The organism is Streptococcus suis (assembly GCF_002964045.1).
In the GTDB taxonomy this organism is placed as follows: Bacteria; Bacillota; Bacilli; order Lactobacillales; family Streptococcaceae; genus Streptococcus; species Streptococcus suis_U.
Genome location: NZ_POPB01000339.1, coordinates 67,461 through 88,213, shown reverse-complemented (window position 1 = coordinate 88,213; position 20,753 = coordinate 67,461). Strand labels below are relative to the sequence as shown.

21 protein-coding genes are annotated in these 20,753 nt (G+C 42.3%); 18 read left to right on the top strand and 3 right to left on the bottom strand.

The annotated features are described in order from the left end of the window. Positions 1-42 precede the first annotated feature (42 nt). From C1E99_RS07610 to C1E99_RS07600, 3 genes are all read left to right on the top strand, one after another. Positions 43-1,425, top strand: coding sequence for a HAMP domain-containing sensor histidine kinase (locus tag C1E99_RS07610; RefSeq protein WP_105207154.1), 1,383 nt, complete (start codon positions 43-45; stop codon positions 1,423-1,425). Then, positions 1,422-2,090 carry a response regulator transcription factor gene (locus tag C1E99_RS07605; RefSeq protein ID WP_105207153.1) on the top strand — a complete coding sequence of 223 codons (669 nt, stop codon included), beginning with the start codon at positions 1,422-1,424 and terminating at the stop codon, positions 2,088-2,090. Before C1E99_RS07610 ends, C1E99_RS07605 begins: the two co-directional genes overlap by 4 nt. Before the next feature lie 113 nt (positions 2,091-2,203). Then, complete coding sequence (locus C1E99_RS07600) at positions 2,204-2,845, top strand: hypothetical protein (RefSeq protein WP_105106582.1); 642 nt, start codon at positions 2,204-2,206, stop codon at positions 2,843-2,845. Between the two features lie 40 nt (positions 2,846-2,885). Here C1E99_RS07600 and sdaAA read toward each other — a convergent pair whose 3' ends face one another. Then, positions 2,886-3,758, bottom strand: coding sequence for an L-serine ammonia-lyase, iron-sulfur-dependent, subunit alpha (gene sdaAA, locus C1E99_RS07595; protein ID WP_105207152.1), 873 nt, complete (start codon positions 3,756-3,758; stop codon positions 2,886-2,888). Positions 3,759-3,770: 12 nt separating this feature from the next. Further along, on the bottom strand, positions 3,771-4,442 hold the full coding sequence (gene sdaAB / locus C1E99_RS07590; protein WP_044760162.1) for an L-serine ammonia-lyase, iron-sulfur-dependent subunit beta: 672 nt from the start codon (positions 4,440-4,442) through the stop codon (positions 3,771-3,773). 216 nt (positions 4,443-4,658) lie between these two features. Between sdaAB and mnmA the strand changes: the two genes are divergently transcribed. Beyond that, the gene (mnmA, locus tag C1E99_RS07585; protein ID WP_105207151.1) at positions 4,659-5,783 is read left to right on the top strand and encodes a tRNA 2-thiouridine(34) synthase MnmA; all 1,125 of its coding nucleotides are present in this window, start codon (positions 4,659-4,661) and stop codon (positions 5,781-5,783) included. Positions 5,784-5,825: 42 nt separating this feature from the next. Here mnmA and C1E99_RS07580 read toward each other — a convergent pair whose 3' ends face one another. Continuing rightward, entirely contained in the window at positions 5,826-6,215 is a 390-nt protein-coding gene (locus tag C1E99_RS07580) for a nuclear transport factor 2 family protein (protein ID WP_024389859.1), read from the bottom strand. A gap of 125 nt (positions 6,216-6,340) precedes the next feature. Here C1E99_RS07580 and C1E99_RS07575 point away from each other — a divergent pair, with 125 nt between their 5' ends. From C1E99_RS07575 to C1E99_RS07500, 14 genes are all read left to right on the top strand, one after another. After that, a complete protein-coding gene (locus tag C1E99_RS07575) occupies positions 6,341-6,667 on the top strand; it encodes a winged helix-turn-helix transcriptional regulator (RefSeq protein WP_002938209.1) in 327 nt (108 codons plus the stop codon). A 142-nt stretch (positions 6,668-6,809) separates the two neighbouring features. Beyond that, positions 6,810-7,253, top strand: coding sequence for an NUDIX hydrolase (locus C1E99_RS07570; RefSeq protein WP_105207150.1), 444 nt, complete (start codon positions 6,810-6,812; stop codon positions 7,251-7,253). Next, positions 7,231-7,692 (top strand): NUDIX hydrolase, encoded by a 462-nt coding sequence (locus C1E99_RS07565; protein ID WP_105207149.1) that lies wholly within the window; start codon positions 7,231-7,233, stop codon positions 7,690-7,692. The genes C1E99_RS07570 and C1E99_RS07565 overlap by 23 nt, the downstream gene beginning before the upstream one ends. Next, complete coding sequence (gene mnmG, locus C1E99_RS07560; protein WP_105207148.1) at positions 7,689-9,605, top strand: tRNA uridine-5-carboxymethylaminomethyl(34) synthesis enzyme MnmG; 1,917 nt, start codon at positions 7,689-7,691, stop codon at positions 9,603-9,605. The genes C1E99_RS07565 and mnmG overlap by 4 nt, the downstream gene beginning before the upstream one ends. A gap of 241 nt (positions 9,606-9,846) precedes the next feature. Beyond that, the gene (locus tag C1E99_RS07555) at positions 9,847-11,814 is read left to right on the top strand and encodes a DHH family phosphoesterase (protein WP_105207147.1); all 1,968 of its coding nucleotides are present in this window, start codon (positions 9,847-9,849) and stop codon (positions 11,812-11,814) included. A gap of 3 nt (positions 11,815-11,817) precedes the next feature. Next, positions 11,818-12,270 (top strand): 50S ribosomal protein L9, encoded by a 453-nt coding sequence (gene rplI / locus C1E99_RS07550; RefSeq protein ID WP_032511287.1) that lies wholly within the window; start codon positions 11,818-11,820, stop codon positions 12,268-12,270. A 33-nt stretch (positions 12,271-12,303) separates the two neighbouring features. Beyond that, positions 12,304-13,659: a replicative DNA helicase gene (gene dnaB / locus C1E99_RS07545; protein ID WP_105207146.1), complete on the top strand. Its 1,356-nt coding sequence runs from the start codon at positions 12,304-12,306 to the stop codon at positions 13,657-13,659. Between the two features lie 3 nt (positions 13,660-13,662). Further along, positions 13,663-13,914, top strand: coding sequence for a Veg family protein (locus C1E99_RS07540; RefSeq protein ID WP_105114079.1), 252 nt, complete (start codon positions 13,663-13,665; stop codon positions 13,912-13,914). 206 nt (positions 13,915-14,120) lie between these two features. Further along, positions 14,121-14,732, top strand: a complete 612-nt coding sequence (gene rpsD, locus C1E99_RS07530; RefSeq protein WP_002938227.1) for a 30S ribosomal protein S4 — start codon at positions 14,121-14,123, stop codon at positions 14,730-14,732. Positions 14,733-14,797: 65 nt separating this feature from the next. Then, on the top strand, positions 14,798-15,247 hold the full coding sequence (locus C1E99_RS07525; RefSeq protein WP_105207145.1) for a DUF6568 family protein: 450 nt from the start codon (positions 14,798-14,800) through the stop codon (positions 15,245-15,247). A 134-nt stretch (positions 15,248-15,381) separates the two neighbouring features. Next, positions 15,382-16,896 carry a flavocytochrome c gene (locus C1E99_RS07520; protein ID WP_105207144.1) on the top strand — a complete coding sequence of 505 codons (1,515 nt, stop codon included), beginning with the start codon at positions 15,382-15,384 and terminating at the stop codon, positions 16,894-16,896. Positions 16,897-16,978: 82 nt separating this feature from the next. Then, entirely contained in the window at positions 16,979-18,343 is a 1,365-nt protein-coding gene (locus C1E99_RS07515; protein ID WP_105207143.1) for a metallophosphoesterase, read from the top strand. 163 nt (positions 18,344-18,506) lie between these two features. Further along, positions 18,507-19,520, top strand: a complete 1,014-nt coding sequence (locus C1E99_RS07510; RefSeq protein ID WP_161951171.1) for a glycosyltransferase family 2 protein — start codon at positions 18,507-18,509, stop codon at positions 19,518-19,520. 320 nt (positions 19,521-19,840) lie between these two features. Further along, entirely contained in the window at positions 19,841-20,752 is a 912-nt protein-coding gene (locus C1E99_RS07500; protein ID WP_105207141.1) for an aldo/keto reductase, read from the top strand. Position 20,753 lies beyond the last annotated feature (1 nt).

Below are 20,753 nucleotides of genomic sequence, written 5' to 3'. Positions count from 1 at the left end.
TTTTGCTTATAATGTGGAAAAATTGACTAGAAGAGAAGAACAATGAATTTACAGAAACGAATATTTCGCTTGAATATGATTATGCTAGTCCTATCATTGATAGCTATGTTAGGAGTTAGTGTCTATGTGGTGAACAGCATTTATCGTAGTCAGGGTACTTGGCAATCAACCAGTCAGAAGACAGCTAGCAGTCAGCAAACGCTGGAAAGCTTTTCAGGTACAGATTTTCCAAAATTAGCTGACGATTTAGCATTAAGTGATGCAAAATTATACGTAGAGAGCAATGGAGAGGTCTTATTTTCAAACCTGACAGATGATGCAGATGAGTTGTCAGAAGTGACTGTTTCTGCTACAACCCACACTTCCTATGTGGATGGAGAAATTGTCATTAGTCGTAAGGTCGCAACAGATGGTCAGATTTACTATCTCTATGCTATGCTAGAGGATATGGAAGAACAGCAAGAAAGTCAGGGATTTCAAGCCTTTCTATTACAACTTTTCTTGGTCGGTGGAGTAGGTATCGTTGTTGTTGTGGTGCTGAATTTCTTCTTTACTCGTCGTCTTTTAAGTGTCGTCATGCGTCCTTTGGATGAATTGCATAGCGGTGTAGACCGTATCCAACAGGGAAATTATACAGTACCCCTGACCTACCAAGGAGATAAGGAATTTGAAGAATTGACCCAAGGGTTCAATCAAATGCAGACTTCCTTGTTAGCTGCCCATGAGAAAAATCGATTGTATGAGCAAAACCGAACGCAGATGGTCGCAGATATTTCTCATGATTTGCGAACTCCCTTGACGTCAATCAAAGGCTATGCCAAAGGAATTTTGGATGGTATTGCCAATACGGAGGAAAAACGCAATCAGTATCTAACGGTTATTTATCAAAAATCTCAGGTGATGGAGAAGCTACTGGAAAAATTATTTGCATTCTCACAGTTACAAACAGATAAGATGCCTTTTGATAAAGTGAAACTTGATCTGGCTCCATTTTTACAGGAATATGTAAGAGAAAAAACAGCTGAGTTGGTAGATGAAGGTGTTCAGTTCCAACTGGATATATCTGAATACTTGCCTGTTGAGATTGATCCGACCCAATTCCGTCGGATTTTGGACAATCTGGTTGATAATGCCAGAAAATACGCAGCTGTTCATCCATTGAAAATAAGCCTTGCTGGTCATCTAGAAGAGCAAGAAGTTGTTTGGACCTTTATGGATAATGGAAAAGGTCTAGAAAAGAATAAACTTAACTTGATTTTTGAAGAATTTTACAGGGAAGATGATACACGTCAACAAGTAGAAGGACATGGTTTAGGATTAGCTATCGTAAAAAATATTATTGAGAGATTGGGTGGTCGTGTGTCTGTTGAGGCAACTCCAGGACTTCGATTTATCTTTAGCCTACCTAGAAAGGATACAAAATGACACGGATTTTAATTGCGGAAGATGATGTCGAAATCGCTTATTTGGAAAGAGATTATCTGGAAATGCAGGGTTACCAAGTAGACTTGGTACATGATGGTGGTTTAGTTGAGGAACAACTCAAAAAAGAGGATTATGCTCTCCTCATGTTAGATGTTATGCTTCCAAATAAAACTGGCTATGATCTTTGTCGCGACCTACGGGATAAGGTTGATTTTCCTATCTTGATGGTCACGTCTAAACAAGAAACCATGGATGTGGTGAGAGGTTTGGGATTGGGAGCGGATGATTATATCAGCAAACCCTTTGATCCTATGGAATTGGTGGCGCGTGTCAAGGCGCACTTGGCTCGCTACCAACGTTTCCAGAAGGATGATAGCAGTAATGAATTGATTGTTGGAAATGTAACTATTTTCTTGGACAATTGGAAGGTGACTTTGGATGGTCAGGAAATCAAATTGCCCAACCGTGAATTTGAGTTGCTTGTTTATCTGGCAAAACATCCCAACCGTGTCTTTTCTAAAGATTACTTATTTGAAACTATTTGGGGATATGATTATGTTGGAGATAGTGCCACAGTGGCTGTCCATATCAATCGCCTGCGAGATAAATTGGGAACCGATTTAATCGAAACGGTTTGGGGGGCAGGTTATCGCCTTAATGCATAATTTAAAAGTGTTTAAAATTTGTTTATAAAGTTTCCCAAAAGTGTTCAAGATTGTCCTCTATAATAGACTTATCAGCAGGAGCTGAGCAATAGATTTAATAAGAGGAATAGAACATGGAAAACAAAAATCAACAAGAAATCATTGAAGTGACAGAAAATCAGAAAACAGGTGCTTGGGAATCTGTGAAAAGCAAGGTTGCAGGTATGAGTAAGAAATCAATTATCTTATTGTCAGTAGGTGCCTTGACCTTGGCAACGATTGGTTTTGTCGCAGCAGAAGTATATGAAAATAAACTTGAGGCTTTGGAGAACCAAATTGAACAACATGTTGGTATTGTTGATTACGATGATGACAATCAGCAGGTTGTTGCGACCGCTAACTCCTCATCTGTAGCAAGTTCATCATCTGCAACGACAAATGCTACAACAGCTACTACAAATGCAATGTCAGTTAGTGATCTCGCAGCAAGCTATGGTGTCAAGTTGGTTGACACTTCTGAGTTAGATGGTACTTATACAGCAACATCTGGGAATGACACCTACACCTTGACTGTCAAAGGGAATCAAGCTACCTTGACAGAAGTTGACAACGATGGGGATCAAGACATTGAGCAAGTTATCTTTGATTTAGACAAAAAACTTGCCTATGTAGATGGTGAAGCAGATAGCTATAGCTTGAGCGGCTCTACACTTACCTTGACAGAAATTGACGCCAATGATACAACCTTAGAGAAACTAACGTTCACGAAACAATAAGAAAAGGACCGCAATGGTCCTTTTTATCTTGACAGGTTTGTCAACTTTCCCCGAAGATTTCTTGTGCCAAGCGGCGACCAGTTGGTGTGGCAGCCAATCCACCTTCAGCAGTTTCACGGAAGGCAGTTGGGAGGGCGGAGCCTACTTGGTACATGGCATTGATGACTTCGTCAACGGGAATTTTGGATTCGATACCTGCTAGTGCCATATCGGCAGCTACCATGGCGTAGCTTGCTCCCATTGCATTTCGCTTGACACAAGGAACTTCTACCAGACCTGCAACCGGATCGCAAATCAGCCCCAGCATATTTTTGATGACAAAGCAGATGGCTTGGCTGGCTTGGTAGGGAGTTCCACCTGCTGCAAGAGTTAATGCTGCGGCAGACATAGCAGAGGCAGATCCGACTTCTGCCTGACAGCCTCCTTCTGCACCTGATATAGAGGCATTGTTGGCAATGACCAGACCAAAGGCTCCTGCCGTAAAGAGGAAGTCAAGTTGTTGGTCTTCTGTCAAGTTTAACTTGTCAATGGCAACGCCAAGCACAGCAGGTAAGCAACCAGCAGATCCTGCTGTAGGAGTGGCGCAGACCAAGCCCATTTTGGCATTCAATTCGTTGACAGCCATGGCGTTTCTTGCAGCGGACAAGATAGAAGAGTCCGACAGAGTCTTACCACTCTTCATGTAGGTATCTAACTTGGCAGCATCACCTCCTGTTAAACCAGATACGGATTTGCTTTCAGTAAGTCCATCTACGATGGAGGCTTTCATAACTGTCAAGTTTCTGGACATAATTGTCAATATTTCTTCGCGGCTACGACCGGTCAATTCAATTTCAGTAGCAATCATGAGTTCAGCTACATTACCAGAAAAATCATTGGCTTGCTGAACCAATTCTTCGATAGTATAAAACATGTCTTTCTCTTTCTAGTTGAAGAAGGTTACATTGTGCAGATGTGGAATTTTTTCAATTTCTGCAATAGAATTTTCACATTGGCGAGCATCAACTTCGATAATCATAATGGCTTTTTCGCCAGCTTGTTCACGTGTCACGTTCATTTGGGCGATATTGATGTCATACTTAGAAAGAACATCGGTCACTTTCGCAATCATACCAGGGACATCTTGGTGAACGATAATAATAGTTGGCGTATTCATATTGAGATTGACAGAAAAACCGTTGAGTTCTGTTACTTGAATATTTCCCCCACCAATGGAAACGCCTGTGGCTGAGATGGATTTTTTATCGTTTTTTATGATGATTCTGGTGGTATTGGGATGTGGGGTATTGCTATCCTTGTTGACACGCCAGTAAACCTTAATACCTCGTTCTCTTGCAATATCAAGAGAGTCAGGAATACGTGGGTCGTCTGTATCCATGCCTAAAATACCTGCTACCAAGGCCACATCCGTACCGTGTCCACGATAGGTCTTGGCAAAGGAATTGTAGAGTTGAAATTCCACCTCTGTCGGCTCATCGCCGAAGATGGAAGACACAATTTTCCCAATTCGGACCGCCCCAGCCGTATGGCTAGAGGAAGGACCAATCATAACAGGCCCGATAATATCAAAGACCGATTGAAATTTTAAGTTGCTCATAATTTTCCTCGTATTTTTTCTTACCCTTATTATACCAAATTTTCTAGTCAGGGAATATGCCTAGATGAATGGGTTTTTATGTCAAATTCCTGTTGCTTCTCCCTTTTGTATGGTATAATACAAGTTGTTCAAAATCGACCTTCAAATCGTTTTTTGGAAAAAATTTTGAAATACGACCTTCAAATCGTTATTTCTACGAAAAGATGGGAGAAGATTATGTCAATTGACAATTCTAAAACCCGTGTTGTTGTCGGTATGAGTGGCGGTGTTGATTCATCGGTTACGGCCCTCTTGCTCAAGGAGCAGGGCTACGATGTTATTGGTATCTTCATGAAAAACTGGGACGACACGGACGAAAATGGCTTCTGTACAGCAACAGAAGACTATAAGGATGTGGCTGCAGTGGCAGACCAAATCGGCATTCCTTACTACTCTGTTAACTTTGAAAAAGAGTATTGGGACCGCGTTTTTGAGTATTTCCTAGCAGAGTATCGGGCTGGCCGCACCCCTAATCCAGATGTCATGTGTAACAAGGAAATCAAGTTCAAGGCCTTCTTGGATTACGCTATGAACTTGGGTGCGGATTATGTGGCGACGGGCCACTACGCTCAGGTGTCACGCGACGAGGACGGCACCGTTCACATGCTACGTGGGGCAGACAATGGCAAGGACCAGACCTACTTTCTCAGCCAACTCTCACAGGAACAGCTGCAGAAAACCATGTTTCCGCTCGGCCATTTACAAAAGTCTCAGGTAAGGGAAATAGCAGAGCGAGCAGGATTGGCGACCGCTAAAAAGAAAGACTCGACAGGCATCTGCTTTATCGGTGAAAAGAACTTCAAAGAATTTTTAGGACAGTATTTGCCAGCCCAGCCCGGTCGGATGATGACGGTTGATGGTCGTGACATGGGAGAACATACAGGCCTTATGTACTATACCATTGGTCAGCGGGGCGGGCTTGGTATCGGAGGACAAATCGGTGGGGACAATGAACCTTGGTTTGTTGTCGGAAAAGACCTGTCAAAAAATATCCTCTATGTCGGCCAGGGCTTCTATCATGAATCCTTGATGTCAACTTCTTTACAGGCCAGTCAAGTGCACTTTACACGTGATATGCCTGAAGAATTCACGATAGAATGCACAGCTAAATTCCGCTACCGTCAACCAGACAGTCAAGTAACTGTCAAGGTAAAAGGCGACAAAGCAGAGGTTGTTTTTGCAGAGCCACAACGAGCAATCACACCAGGTCAAGCCGTTGTTTTCTACGACGGTCAAGAGTGTCTGGGCGGTGGCATGATCGACATGGCCTACAAGGATGGGATGGCTTGTCAGTATATTTAATCAAAAATAAAAGCTTAGCACCCTCATGCTAAGCTTTTTATCTTATCCCCAGAAAGCATCTTCGGCTTTTTGGTCGGCTGAGAAGAGCCAAACTTCCTTGATTTTGCCATCTTCCATACGGAAAAGATCGATGCCATTCATGTTTAGTTCTTCACCATCTGTTCGAGTCCCGAGGAATGTTACGTTAGCGGCAACAAGAGTATCATTATCGGATACCCAGTTTGTCACTACTTTGAAAGTTCCATTTGTTTTTTCGGCAAAAGTTGCTAGATGTGCTCCGAGTACTTCCTTACCAATTTTAGCACCAGATGTTGAATGATTTCCGGGTTGATGCCAGATAATGTCATTAGCCATTGTTTCAAAAAGAGCTGCAAAATCACCAGCGATGAGAGCATTGTTATAGGCATTAAAAATTTCCAAGTTTGTTGACATTTGATGTCCTCCAATTTTTTTGATATAGTACAATTATAGCTGAAGCATTCCATTATGCAAGTAGGTACTTTTTCATTCGTTGGTATCAAAAGTGATACTATTGTGATAAATAAAGGAGAATTTTTTTGAAAAAAGTTAGTGAATATGGTATTTGCCCTTTTGCAACAACACAAAAAGTCTTGACTGGTAAGTGGGGATTGGTGATTATCTACCAACTCAGTACAGGAACGAAACGCTTCAATGAATTACAGCGACTGATTCCAGGTATTACTCAAACCATGTTAACAAGGCACCTTAGACAATTGGAGGAGGATCGCATTATTAGTCGCACGGTCTATGCAGAAGTCCCCCCTCGTGTAGAGTATAGCTTGACTGAAATGGGCGAAAAATTTCGTTCGGTGCTAGATGCTGTTGAGGCTTGGGGCTTAGAATATATTGAAACGTTAACGTAACACCAGATTTGAAATTCTACAAATCTTTTGATAGAATAAGAGTAACAATCATCATGATGGTCAAAGCTCATGGGAATTGTAGGCTTTTTTGTCCTGCAATTTTCGAGAGTTTTGGCTATTTTTTGTGAGATTAGGAGGAACCATGCCTGTCAAACTGATTGCCCATGTTTTACTGACTGTTGCAGACAGTCACCTGGTTATTCAGCGTTCGCAAATTAAGCGTGGCAAACCCAATGTTTTTCCTCGATATTGGGATATTCCAGGGGGTCGTGTCGAGGAGAATGAATTGCCTCGTGATGCTGCTGTTCGAGAATGCTTTGAGGAAACTGGCATTTCGATAGAAAAGGAAAATCTGACCATTATCCATGAAGATAGTCAGTTTGATGAAGATAAACAGACGGTATTTACGAGGCTAGTCTATGAAGTGAAACTTACTGAACAACCGAAAAACATTCTTCTTGACCCAGAAGAGCATACAGATTTTCTATGGTTAGCCCCTAGCGATGAAAACAAGAAAAACTTAGTTCCATATCTGGATGAAATTTTAGAAAAGAGAAGGAAGAATGGATTTCAGAACCAGAGTTGACAACCAGATTTTCGGTTTTCGTGCCACTGCATTGATTATAAAAGATGGGAAGATTTTTCTGACCAAAGATTATAAGGGGCGTTATTATACCATTGGTGGTGCGGTTGAGGTCAATGAGGTAGCAGCAGATGCGGCTGTTCGAGAAGTCAAAGAAGAATTAGAGATTGACAGCCGTGTCAACCAACTAGCTTTTGTCGTTGAAAATCAGTTTACACACGAAGACAGAGATTTTCACAATATCGAGTTTCATTTTATCGTGGAGCCTATTGGAGAAATGCCTGAGGAGATGATTGAAGGGAAGTTGAAGCAAGCTTGTGAATGGATAGAAGTTGACAACCTTGTAAACCTAGATGTCGTACCAGCTTTTCTGGCAGAGGAATTGCCAAACTGGAACGGGCAAATCAAACACATTATGAACATGAAGGAGAAAACAACATGACACACACATTTGCAGAAAATTATGATGTCATCGTGATCGGTGCAGGGCACGCAGGAGTAGAGGCGGGATTGGCAGCCAGTCGGATGGGCTGTAAAACCTTGATTGCAACTATTAACTTGGATATGGTGGCCTTTATGCCTTGTAATCCCTCCATTGGTGGCTCTGCCAAGGGGATTGTGGTAAGGGAAATCGATGCCCTGGGTGGTGAAATGGGCCGCAACATTGACAAGACCTATATCCAGATGAAAATGCTTAATATGGGTAAGGGGCCAGCTGTTCGTGCCTTGCGGGCTCAGGCGGACAAGGCAGAGTACGCAGCGGAGATGAAGCGGACGGTGGAGCGTCAGGAAAATCTGACCCTACGTCAAACTATGATTGATGAGATTTTAGTGGAGGATGGTAAGGTTATCGGTGTCCGCACGGCTACCAACCAGAAATTCTCAGCTAAGGCGGTCGTAGTGACGACGGGTACTGCCCTACGTGGTGAGATTATCATAGGAGATCTCAAGTATTCGTCAGGCCCTAATAATAGCCTAGCTTCTATCACGCTGGCGGATAATCTGAAAGAATTGGGACTTGAAATTGGTCGTTTCAAGACAGGGACACCACCGCGTGTCAATGCCCGTACCATTAACTATGACGAAACCGAGATTCAACCAGGCGATGAAAAGCCAAATCACTTTTCATTCTTGTCCAAGGATGAGGATTATTTGCAGGATCAGATTCCTTGCTGGTTGACCTACACCAACGCGACCAGCCACGAGATTATCAACAGCAATCTTCACCGAGCACCTATGTTTTCAGGCATTGTCAAGGGGATTGGGCCCCGTTATTGTCCGTCTATTGAGGATAAGATTGTGCGCTTTGCCGACAAGGAACGCCACCAGCTTTTCTTAGAGCCAGAAGGTCGTAATACCGATGAAATCTATGTCCAAGGGCTGTCAACCAGTCTGCCAGAAGATGTGCAGCAGGACTTGATCCACTCCATTAAAGGCTTGGAAAATGCTCAGATGATGCGGACGGGCTATGCTATCGAGTACGATATGGTTATGCCTCATCAGTTGCGGGCGACGCTGGAAACTAAGAAGATTTCTGGACTCTTCACAGCAGGTCAGACCAACGGAACATCAGGCTATGAAGAAGCAGCGGGTCAGGGAATTGTCGCTGGGATCAACGCCGCCCTCAAGGTACAGGGCAAGCCTGAGTTGATTTTGAAACGAAGCGACGGTTATATCGGCGTTATGATTGATGACCTGGTGACCAAGGGAACGGTGGAACCTTATCGTCTCTTGACCAGCCGGGCAGAGTACCGTTTGATTTTGCGTCATGACAATGCGGATATGCGACTGACGGAGATTGGTCGTCAGGTTGGCTTGGTGGATGATGAGCGCTGGCAGGTTTTCCAAATCCATAAAAACCAGTTTGACAACGAAATGAAGCGCTTGGAGTCTATCAAACTCAAGCCAATCAAGGAAACCAATGAAAAAGTCGTTGCTATGGGCTTCAAGCCCTTGACAGACGCTTTGACTGCTAAGGAATTCATGCGTCGTCCAGATGTGACCTACGAAGATGCGGTAGCCTTTATCGGCCCTGCGGCAGAGGAATTGGATGCCAAGACCATTGAATTGATTGAAACAGAGGTCAAGTATGAAGGTTATATTGCCAAGGCCTTGGATCAGGTGGAGAAGATGAAACGCATGGAAGAAAAGCGTATTCCAGCCGACATCGACTGGGATGACATTGATTCCATAGCGACGGAGGCTCGTCAGAAATTCAAGCTGATTTCACCAGAAACCATTGGCCAGGCTAGTCGGATTTCCGGTGTCAATCCAGCGGACATCTCCATTCTCATGGTCTACTTGGAAGGACGCAGTCGTTCTATTTCTAAAAACAAATCAAAGGACAGTCAGTAAGGCTGTTCTTTTCCTGTATTTAAAATCATTTGAATCGACTTTGATACATCGTCACTTTCGGTTTGCCGTACCCTACGAAAGTGACTTGCTTCGCAAGTCCTATTTCCAACCTATATCAGCCTCTGGGCTGTTCTAGCAACCTGCGCCTCAGTTCCTTGTCTGAAAGCTCTTCATTCGACTATACTAGCGAAAACTAGCAATTTCTAGCTATTTATGGTACAATGGCAGGCAGAGGTTAGTGATGAAAAAATTTCGATTTTCGACAATTCATTTTGTCATGATAGGCATTATCTTGTTTGGATTGGTGGCATTGATCCATCAATTTTCTCCAACAAGTGCCTTTACTATTTTGGCTCTGTTAGTGAGCTTAAGTGCGTTGGTTGCCTTATTTATCTATCAAAAACAATCCTATGAATTTAGTGAATTAGAACAAATAGAATATCTCAATAATCAGGCCAATTCTGGTTTGATGATGCTTTTGGATAAAATGCCGGTCGGAGTGATTAAGGTCCGTCCCGATAGTAATCAGGTGGAGTGGTTTAATCCCTTTGCTGAGCTGATTTTTGCTCAGGAAAATGGGGAGTTTGACCAGAAAAAACTGCGTGAAATTATTGATGTGGGACTTGATGAGGATCGTGTCTATGCTAATTTTTCTGGGAAAAGATACCTGGTTAACGTTGATTTCGACCACGGTTTGTTTTACTTCTTTGATGCTTCATCAGAGTATTCAGCGACAAATAGCTTAATCGGTAGTCGACCGGTTATCGGAATTATTTCTGTTGATAATTATGATGAACTCGAGGATACGGTGACGGATTCCCAGATTAGTCAGGTCAATTCATTTTTGGCTCAGTTTGTTTCTGATTTCTGCCACGATTACGGTATCTATTACCGTCGTGGTACCATGGATCGTTTCTACTTTTTCACAGACTATGCTGTCTTGGAGATGCTGATTGAAAATAAGTTCTCTGTTATTGATAAATTCCGTGAAGAAGCTAAAAAATTGGAGTTGGGTTTAACGCTTAGTATGGGTCTGGCCTTCGGTGATGGTAATCATTATCAGATTGGTCAGGTGGCCCTTCAAAATCTCAACATGGCAGAGGTTCGTGGAGGAGATCAGGTTGTGGTCAAGGAAAATGATGAGAGCAAGCAACCGCTTTTCTTTGGCGGCGGTTCAGCTTCATCAGTCAAGCGTACTCGCACTCGAACGCGCGCTATGATGACAGCCGTTTCTGATAAACTCAAATCGGTTGATGCTGTGTTTGTTGTCGGACATCGGAATTTGGATATGGATGCTCTGGGATCAGCAGTCGGCATGCAATACTTTGCCCAAAATATCATGAACAATGCCTATACGGTCTATAATCCTGATGAAATGGCACCAGATATCGCACGGGCGATTAAAAAGTTGCGTGATGAAAATTGTTCTAATCTGATTACCATTGAAGAAGCTAAGAAATTAGTTACTTTCCAGTCCCTACTCATTATGGTTGACCATTCGAAGATTGGTTTGACCTTGGATAAGGATTTCTATGAGCAATTCAGTCAGGTTGTGATTGTGGATCATCATCGTAGGGATACGGATTTTCCAAGCAATGCTGTATTGACTTATATTGAAAGTGGCGCGAGTTCAGCCAGTGAATTGGTGACGGAGTTGGTTCAGTTCCAAAACGATAAACGTCATAAGCTCAATCGTCTGCAATCTAGTCTGTTGATGGCTGGGATTATGCTGGATACCAAGAACTTCACTTCTCGGGTAACCAGTCGAACCTTTGATGTGGCTAGCTATTTGCGGACACGCGGCAGTGACAGTCTTGAAATTCAGCAGATTTCAGCGACAGATTTTGATGCCTATCGTCAAATCAATGAGTTGATTTTGCGTGGTGAGAAGCTGGAGCCCCACATCGTGATTGCCTGCGGTGATGAGGAGTTAGAGTATGACACAATCATTCCAAGTAAGGCAGCCAATACCATATTGGATATGGCGGGCATTGAGGCGGTCTTTGTGGTTACGAAAAATACCAAAGGGTATGTAGCCATTTCCGCAAGAAGTCATAGCAAGGTCAATGTTCAGCGGATTATGGAAGAAATGGGGGGCGGTGGTCACTTTAATTTGGCTGCAGCTCAGGTCTATGACCAAACCCTTGAACAAGTTAAGGAAAACCTCATCAGTAAAATTTATGAGGAAATTAAAGAAAGTAAGGTGTAGTAAATGAAAGTTATCTTTTTAGCAGATGTAAAAGGTCAAGGAAAAAAAGGTGAAATCAAAGAAGTTCCCACAGGTTATGCTCAAAACTTCTTGATTAAGAAAAATTTGGCTAAGGAAGCTACAAACCAAGCAATCAGTGCCCTTCGTGGTCAAGAAAAGTCTAAAGCCAAGGCACACGCAGAAATGGTTGCCGAAGCAGAGGCTATCAAGGCTAAGTTGGCAGAAGAGGCTACTTTGGTGAAATTTGTCGAAAAAGTTGGTCCAGATGGTCGTACATTTGGTTCGATTACTAGCAAGAAAATTGCTGAAGAATTGGAAAAACAATTTGGTATCAAGATTGACAAACGTCATATCCAATTAGACCACCCAATTCGTGCCCTTGGTTTGATTGATGTACCAGTCAAAATTTATCAAGATGTGACAGGTGTTATCAATTTGAGCATTAAAGAAGCTTAGAAGAGTTATCATTGTCAGTGAGGAGGTGAAATCTTGGCAGACTTAGATGAATTGCGGGTGCAACCGCAGGATATTTTGGCTGAACAGTCGGTCTTGGGAGCTATTTTCCTGGATGAAGGTAAGTTGGTCTTTGTTCGTGAATATATCGAGGCAGAGGATTTTTTCAAGCATGCCCATAAGCTGATTTTCAAGGCCATGATTGCCCTTTCTGATAAGAATGAAGCCATTGATGCGACCACCATGCGGAACTATTTGGTCAACCATGGTGATTTGGAGAATATCGGTGGTCTGGCTTACTTGGCTGAAATTATCAGTTCTGTACCGACGGCAGCCAATGCGGAATTCTATGCCAAGATTGTCGCCGAAAAATCCAATCTTCGTAAACTGATAGCCCGTTTAACAGATGCGGTTAATCAGGCTTATGAGGGTGCGGAAGGTTCAGATGACATTATTGCCAATGCTGAAAAAGCTTTGATTGATGTCAGTGAGGGAGCCAGTCGAAGTGGTTTCAAGCGGATTGATGATGTCTTAAATATCAACTTTGATAACCTTGAGACACGTGCCAAGCAGACCTCGGACATTACTGGTATTGCGACAGGTTATCCTGCCCTAGATGCCATGACAACGGGGCTGCATGAGGAAGAGTTGATTATTCTTGCGGCTCGTCCTGCGGTTGGTAAGACAGCTTTTGCCCTCAATATTGCGCAAAATATTGGTACAAAACTGGGTTTGACCGTTGCTATCTTCTCCTTGGAGATGGGTGCAGAAAGCTTGGTTGACCGTATGCTCGCTTCAGAGGGAGTGATTAACTCGCGTTCTATTCGTACAGGTCATTTGACGCAGGAAGAATGGAATAAGTACATGGTGGCTCAGGCTAATTTAGCTCGGGCAAGCATCTACATTGATGACACACCTGGTATCAAGATTACAGAAATCCGTTCGCGGTCACGGAAGTTGGCTCAGGAGACTGGAAATCTGGGCTTGATCTTGATTGACTATCTCCAGTTGATTACAGGAACAGGTCGTGAAAACCGGCAGCAAGAGGTTTCGGAGATTTCCCGTCAGTTGAAGATTTTGGCTAAGGAATTGAAAGTGCCAGTTATCGCGCTTAGTCAGTTGTCGCGTGGTGTGGAACAACGTCAGGACAAGCGTCCCGTCTTGTCCGATATTCGTGAGTCTGGGTCTATCGAGCAGGATGCGGATATCGTTGCCTTCTTGTATCGTGATGATTACTATGAGCGTGGTGAGCAGGAAGATGGAGGCATTCCAAACAATACGGTTGAAGTTATCATCGAGAAAAACCGTTCCGGTGCGCGTGGTACCGTGGAACTCATGTTCCAAAAAGAATACAATAAATTTGCAAGTATTTCCAAGAGAGAGGATGGATAGAGAATGAGTGATGCATTTACAGATGTTGCTAAGATGAAGCAAATCAAACAAGATATTAAAGACCACGAGGGACAAATTGTCGAGTTGACTCTTGAAAATGGTCGGAAACGTGAGAAGAATAAGCAAGGTCGGATTACAGAAGTTTATCAGTCTTTGTTTATCGTTGAATTTGAAGATCCAAACAATACCTTTGTGGAATCTTATACTTACTCGGATGTATTGACGGAGAAAATCTTAATTCATTACTTGGATTAATCGATGAAAAAGGCTTTACAGGGCCTTTTTTTTGTGCTATACTAATCTTTGTGCGAAATAACAGCAGAGCAAAATGAAGCTCGTCAACAGAAGGTCAGCAAGAAGAGTAATCGTTGCTGTTTCGATGAAGGCCTCCTGCACGAATCAGGTTTGCTTAAAACGTTATTTCCTACAATAATATTTTTTATTTTAGGAGGACATAACAAATGTCACGTTATACAGGACCATCTTGGAAACAAGCTCGTCGTCTTGGCTTGTCATTGACAGGTACAGGTAAAGAATTGGCACGTCGTAACTACGTACCAGGTCAACACGGACCAAACAACCGTTCTAAATTGTCAGAATACGGTTTGCAATTGGCTGAGAAACAAAAATTGCGTTTCTCTTACGGTTTGGGTGAGAAACAATTCCGTAACTTGTTCGTACAAGCTACTAAAATCAAACAAGGTACTCTTGGTTTCAACTTCATGCTTCTTTTGGAGCGTCGTTTGGATAACGTCGTTTACCGTCTTGGTTTGGCAACTACTCGTCGTCAAGCACGTCAATTCGTAAACCACGGTCACATCCTTGTTGACGGCAAACGCGTTGATATTCCTTCATACCGCGTTGAAGTTGGTCAAGTGATCTCAGTTCGTGAGAAGTCAATCAAAGTTCCAGCTATCCTTGAAGCTGTTGAAGCAACTCTTGGCCGTCCAGCTTTCGTATCATTCGATGCTGAAAAGCTTGAAGGTTCATTGACTCGCTTGCCAGAACGCGACGAAATCAACCCAGAAATCAACGAAGCTCTTGTCGTAGAATTCTACAACAAAATGCTCTAAGATTTGTATCGATATTTTAAAAGCCCTATTTACAAGGGCTTTTTGTCTGTATTTGAGGAGGGATTATGTGGCGTAAGTATTTTTTGCTAGTGGTATTGACTATTTTGGTCGTAGGTGGGGCATTCTTTTTATCTCAATCAGCGGCTGTACCAAATGAATCAGACTACGTGAAGGCTGTAAAGAGTTATCAGGCTATTTCGATAGATGAAGTGGAGCAAAAAATCCAAGACGAGGAAGAATTTATATTATACATAGGTCGTGAGACATGTCCTTATTGTCGTGACTTCGTTCCTAAATTAACAGAGGCAGTAGAGCAATCACATGCGACTATCTACTATTTAGATAGCGAGTCGGATCCGAATGGAAAAATTCAACAATTTCGACAGAGTCAAGGTCTTGCTACAGTTCCTAGCCTAACCTATTATAAATATGGTGAATTATCTGGAATACTTCGTAAAGGGAGCCAGGCAACAATATCCGAAATAGAGAATTTTTTAGCTCTTCAAGGGCAGTAAATAGTTTTAAAAATGTATGAATCGAATATCATACATTTTTTTATTCATGTTTGTGAAAAATATTGCAAAACAGATTGAAAAATATTTCACAATCTTGTATAATACTAATATCGGATAAAAATTGGAGGTTTATCATGAAAAAGAAAGCTTGGTTAGGCTTATTAATGAGTCTACTTGCTGTGGTGTTTTTAGTAGCGTGTGGGGGTAAGTCTGAGAATACAGCGACATCCTCATCTTCAACTTCGTCTTCTTCAGAAGAAGCTGTATCAGGGGCATCTGTGAAAGAATATACAGACCCATCTGAGTTAAAAGATAGCTATGATGTTATCGTTGTTGGTTCTGGTGGTGCAGGTATGTCGGCAGCTATCTCAGCTAAAGATGCTGGTGCGAGTGTTGTTTTATTGGAAAAAATGCCTGTTATCGGTGGTAATACGGCTAAATCTTCAGCTGGTATGAATGCTTCACAAACCAAATTCCAAGAAGCGGAAGGCATTGCTGATTCAAACGATAAATTCTACGAAGAAACCCTTAAAGGTGGTAAGGGAACAAATGATCCTGAATTGCTTCGTTATCTTGTAGATCACTCTGCTAGTGCAATTGACTGGTTGGATGGAATGGGGATCACTCTTAGCAATCTAACTACAACTGGTGGTATGAGTGAGAAACGTACCCACCGTCCAGCAGATGGTTCAGCTGTTGGTGGCTACTTAGTAAATGGTCTTTACCACAATCTTGTTGAACGTGAAGTACCAATTTTTGTAAATGCAGATGTGACAAAATTGCAAGACAAAGATGGAGTTGTAACAGGTGTTGAAGTAAAGATTGCTGGTGAAACGAAGAAAGTTTCTGCAAAAGCAGTTGTATTGGCTACAGGTGGTTTCGGTGCGGACTTAGACATGGTTGCTAAATTCAATCCAGCACTTGAAGGTTATGTCACTACTAACCAAGAAGGTTCAACAGGTGATGGTATTGCACTTGCTGAATCAGAAGGTGCTGCGACTGTTGATATGGAACAAATCCAAATTCACCCAACTGTTGAGCAAGAAACTTCTTACTTGATTACGGAAGCTGTTCGTGGTGAGGGTGCTATCCTTGTCAATTCAAAAGGTGAGCGTTTTGTTAACGAATTGGAAACTCGTGATAAAGTTTCTGCTGCTATCAATAGCTTGGAGCCAAACTATGCTTATGTTATCTTTGATGATGCCTTGAAAGATCGTGTGAAAGCTATTGCTCAATACGAAGAAAAAGGTCTTGTAAAAACGGGTGCTACACTTGCAGATTTGGCTAAGGAAATTGACCTACCTGCGGATACACTTCAAACGACACTTGATACTTGGAACAAGGCTGTAGCAGATAAGAATGATGCGGCATTTGGTCGTACATCAGGTATGGACCATGCTTTGAATACTGGTTCTTACCACGCGATTAAAGTTGCACCTGGTGTTCACCATACAATGGGTGGTGTGAAAATCAATACCAATACTGAAGTATTGAAAACAGATGGTTCAGCAATTTCTGGTCTTTATGCTGCTGGTGAAGTAACTGGTGGTGTTCATGGTCAAAACCGTATTGGTGGTAATGCTGTAGCAGACATCATTGTATTTGGTCGTCAGGCTGGTGAACAAGCAGCTGGATTTGCAAAAAAATAATCAATGAATAAAGGGAGGAGACAGATTAACTGTCACCCCCTTTTCTTGTAGCCATTCATCTAAGATGATATACTTTTAAGGTATGAAGAAGAAAATAGTATTATTGCTAGGAGCTATTGCAGCCATTGTTTTGATTTGGTCTGCTATTGCTGGCCAGCGTCAGCAATCCTATGTCGAGGCTGCATTAAGAGACCAAGATAAAATTTGGATTATCACAGATTTGCATTATTTATCACAGGATTTATTTGATGATGGAGAGGCTTTTTCCTATATCGAAAAAACAGCTGCTGGCAAGGATTTACATTATGGAAAAGAGCGGATGGAGGCCTTGGTTGAGCAGGTTGAGCGTGAGCAACCGTCCTTATTACTAGTCAGTGGGGATTTGACTCTCAATGGTGAAAAGCAGAGCATGGTTGAGTTGGCGCAGTATTTTACTCAGATTGAAGAAAAAGGAACGGCGGTTTTGGTCATTCCTGGCAACCATGATATTGCCAGTGGCTGGGCTAGGGCCTTTAAGGGAGACCAGCAGATAGTGACGGATCAGGTCACCGCCCAGCAATTTTCAGATATATTTGACGATCATGGTTATCAACAAGCCAGCAGTCGTGATCAAGCCTCATTGAGCTATCTGGCCAAGCCATTTTCCAATGCTTGGTTTCTGATGCTAGACAGTAATATCTACTCTGACGGCTACGGCAAAGGAGCTCCGCCAACCAATGGACGTATCAAAAAAGAGACCTTGGATTGGATAGACGTACAACTTCAGGCAGCCAAGGAAGCTGGAGTGAGCTTGATACCTGTTGTCCATCACAATGTCTTGCAACAGCATGCTATGCTCTCAAAAGGCTATACTTTGGATAATGCTGCCGATTTGAAGACCTTGTTCAATCAATATGGCATTCAATTTGGTTTTTCAGGGCACACTCATTCTCAGAATATTGTTGAAGAAGACTTGGGACAAGTTAGCTATACTGAAGTGGTCGATGGAGCGTTTTCTATTTATCCAGCAATTATCGGCCAATTGAGCCTTGATGATGCAAGCATTCACTATCAAAAAACTCAACTTGATATGGCTTCGTGGACAGAAAAGCACCAACCTAGTGATCCAAATTTGCAGAATCATCTAAGCTACTTACAAATCGTCTTTGACAATACCAGTGACATCATGGTCCACAATGTGTTGAACGATGAACGGTGGTATGATGGCGAGACAGCAGATGCAATTTCACAATTTATCATGCCGGCCAACCGTGCTTATTTTTCAGGAGAAAAATTGGACCAGACTTGGCTTGATGAGACGGTATTTCCTAGCCAAGCCTATCAGACCTTGCAAGCAGCATCACCGAGAAGTTTCTTGGCTGATTATCTTGATGTGATTATAAAACGGAGTCAAGGTCGAGATGTGGAAAAACTAGAGATTAAAACAGAAATAGATTTTGTCCAATAGTTTTCCACAGATTGTTGAAGAAATCCACAACTTTTCCACAGGTTGTGAATAAGTTATGCCTTAGTAACTGTCTGAGTAGGTCTGTTTTTACAAATAAAAATGCTCAGCAACTTTCCTGAAAATGTGATAAAATAGTAACAAATTGTGTCAAATGGAGAGAAAGATGACCCTACTAAGCATTGCCATTCCGAGTTATAATTCGGAGGCCTACCTTCATTACTGCGTTCATTCCCTTGTGATGGGTGGAGATAAGGTTGAAATTCTGATTATTAACGATGGTTCGACCGATCGGACTCAGGAAATCGCAGAGGGGCTAGAGAATCAATTTTCAAACGTACGTGCCATTTATCAGGACAATAAGGGCCATGGCGGAGCTGTCAATACAGGGATTCGTGAGGCTAAGGGTAAGTACTTTAAAGTTGTAGATTCAGATGACTGGGTCGATACCAGGGCTTATTTGAAGATCCTAGAGAGTTTGCAGGCTTTGGAAGATGAAAATACGCCAGTTGATGCCTTTATCTCCAACTTTGTTTATGAAAAAGAGGGACAATCTCGCAAAAAATCCATGTCTTATCAGGAGGTTTTACTAGAAAATCGGATTTTTGGTTGGGAAGATGTAGGTGCCTTTTCCAAGGGTCAATACATGATGATGCATTCCTTGATTTACAGGACAGATTTATTGCGTGAGGTTGGTCTCGTTCTACCAGAGCATACTTTCTATGTGGATAATATTTTCGTATTTACTCCTTTACAGGCTGTGAAAACCATGTACTATCTGCCAGTAGATTTTTATCGTTACTTTATTGGGCGAAATGACCAGTCTGTCAATGAATCCGTCATGATTAAACGAATTGACCAGCAGTTGAAAGTCAATCGAATCTTGGTAGACAATTTAGACTTGGAGGCGATTGACAATCCTGATTTACGGAGTTATTTGCTCAATCATGTGGAAATTACCACCATTATCTCCTGTGCCCTTCTCAATCGTGCTGGAACAGCTGAACATATGATGAAAAAGCAGGAATTATGGCACTATATTCGTGATAACAATCCAGCTCTATTTAAAATCGTTCGCAAAGGGTTACTCGGGCAATTAACTAACTTATATGGGTATCCAGGCCGAAAAATTTCCAATGCTGTCTATAAAATTGCTAAAAGAATTTATGGTTTCAACTAGGAGGTTGACTGCCACTTCTCAAAGCTAGTGTCAACATCTCAGCACAGTGGTTGATTGGCTCTAACAATCTGGGAGATTGTTAGAGGTTGGAGATAAGATTTGCACAGCACATCTCAGCAATTCGTGTTGCACACTTCAAATCTGACCTCTACGACTGATGCGAACAGAGTGCGCTTCATTTCCAACCTCCAACAGTCACTACTCTGACTGTTGGAGCTGTGTGGGGGCGAGACGACGAACTCTTTTTATTTTCGAGTTCTGTCCCGCTCCCTTTTCTGTTATAATGAAAGAGAAGAAAAACGCTTACAAGGAGAAGACACATGCAAGAATTAGGACAGACAGGTTTACAGGTTTCTCGAATTGCTTTAGGCTGTATGCGAATGGCTAATCTGACAGAGCAGGAAACTGCTAAAGTGTTAGATACAGTTGTTGGACAGGGAATTAACTTTTTCGACCATGCAGATATTTATGGTGGTGGTGAGTCAGAAATTCGCTTTGCTCAAGGAGCAAAATTGGCAGGTTTGAGACGTGAGGACCTGCTTCTCCAGTCCAAATGTGGCATTCGTAATGGCTATTTTGATTTTTCTAAAGATTACATCTTGGAATCTGTGGACGGGATTTTGAAGCGCTTGGATACAGAATATTTAGATATTCTCGCCTTACACCGTCCGGATGCTTTGATGGAAGCAGAGGAAGTAGCAGAAGCCTTTTATCTCTTGAAAAAAGCAGGGAAGGTTCATCATTTTGGCGTCAGCAACCAAAACATTTACCAAATGGAGTTACTTCAATCCTATCTCGATCAACCGCTTGTAGTTAATCAATTGCAGCTATCTCCTGCTCACACGCCTTTGATTGATGCTGGACTCCATGTCAATATGAAAGATGATGCTGCGACTATGCGTGATGGTGGGCTGATTGATTATTGCCAGCTTAAAAAAATCACTATCCAAGCCTGGTCACCTTTCTTGATTGATTTGCAACGAGGTATTTTTGCCAACCATCCAGATTATGCTCTTTTAAACCAGACAATTGGGGAAATAGCAGAGCGATACAATGTTTCACATGAAACCATTGTGGTAGCCTGGATTTTACGACATCCAGCTAAGATTCAAACCATTGTTGGGTCCATGAATCCAGAACGTTTGACCAAGATTGCACAAGCTAGTCAGATTACCTTGACTAGACCAGAATGGTACGAGATTTACAGAAGTGCAGGCAACATCTTGCCCTAGG

Bases quoted from the DNA above. Each gene is read 5' to 3' on its own strand.
- C1E99_RS07510 (WP_161951171.1), top strand. From the start codon at position 18,507: ATGACCCTACTAAGCATTGCCATTCCGAGTTATAATTCGGAGGCCTAC.
- rpsD (WP_002938227.1), top strand. From the start codon at position 14,121: ATGTCACGTTATACAGGACCATCTTGGAAACAAGCTCGTCGTCTTGGC.
- C1E99_RS07610 (WP_105207154.1), top strand. From the start codon at position 43: ATGAATTTACAGAAACGAATATTTCGCTTGAATATGATTATGCTAGTC.
- C1E99_RS07500 (WP_105207141.1), top strand. From the start codon at position 19,841: ATGCAAGAATTAGGACAGACAGGTTTACAGGTTTCTCGAATTGCTTTA.
- rplI (WP_032511287.1), top strand. From the start codon at position 11,818: ATGAAAGTTATCTTTTTAGCAGATGTAAAAGGTCAAGGAAAAAAAGGT.
- C1E99_RS07525 (WP_105207145.1), top strand. From the start codon at position 14,798: ATGTGGCGTAAGTATTTTTTGCTAGTGGTATTGACTATTTTGGTCGTA.
- C1E99_RS07570 (WP_105207150.1), top strand. From the start codon at position 6,810: ATGCCTGTCAAACTGATTGCCCATGTTTTACTGACTGTTGCAGACAGT.
- sdaAB (WP_044760162.1), bottom strand. From the start codon at position 4,442: ATGAGCAACTTAAAATTTCAATCGGTCTTTGATATTATCGGGCCTGTT.
- C1E99_RS07565 (WP_105207149.1), top strand. From the start codon at position 7,231: ATGGATTTCAGAACCAGAGTTGACAACCAGATTTTCGGTTTTCGTGCC.
- C1E99_RS07580 (WP_024389859.1), bottom strand. From the start codon at position 6,215: ATGTCAACAAACTTGGAAATTTTTAATGCCTATAACAATGCTCTCATC.
- C1E99_RS07555 (WP_105207147.1), top strand. From the start codon at position 9,847: ATGAAAAAATTTCGATTTTCGACAATTCATTTTGTCATGATAGGCATT.
- C1E99_RS07515 (WP_105207143.1), top strand. From the start codon at position 16,979: ATGAAGAAGAAAATAGTATTATTGCTAGGAGCTATTGCAGCCATTGTT.
- C1E99_RS07540 (WP_105114079.1), top strand. From the start codon at position 13,663: ATGAGTGATGCATTTACAGATGTTGCTAAGATGAAGCAAATCAAACAA.
- mnmG (WP_105207148.1), top strand. From the start codon at position 7,689: ATGACACACACATTTGCAGAAAATTATGATGTCATCGTGATCGGTGCA.
- C1E99_RS07600 (WP_105106582.1), top strand. From the start codon at position 2,204: ATGGAAAACAAAAATCAACAAGAAATCATTGAAGTGACAGAAAATCAG.
- mnmA (WP_105207151.1), top strand. From the start codon at position 4,659: ATGTCAATTGACAATTCTAAAACCCGTGTTGTTGTCGGTATGAGTGGC.
- sdaAA (WP_105207152.1), bottom strand. From the start codon at position 3,758: ATGTTTTATACTATCGAAGAATTGGTTCAGCAAGCCAATGATTTTTCT.
- C1E99_RS07605 (WP_105207153.1), top strand. From the start codon at position 1,422: ATGACACGGATTTTAATTGCGGAAGATGATGTCGAAATCGCTTATTTG.
- C1E99_RS07520 (WP_105207144.1), top strand. From the start codon at position 15,382: ATGAAAAAGAAAGCTTGGTTAGGCTTATTAATGAGTCTACTTGCTGTG.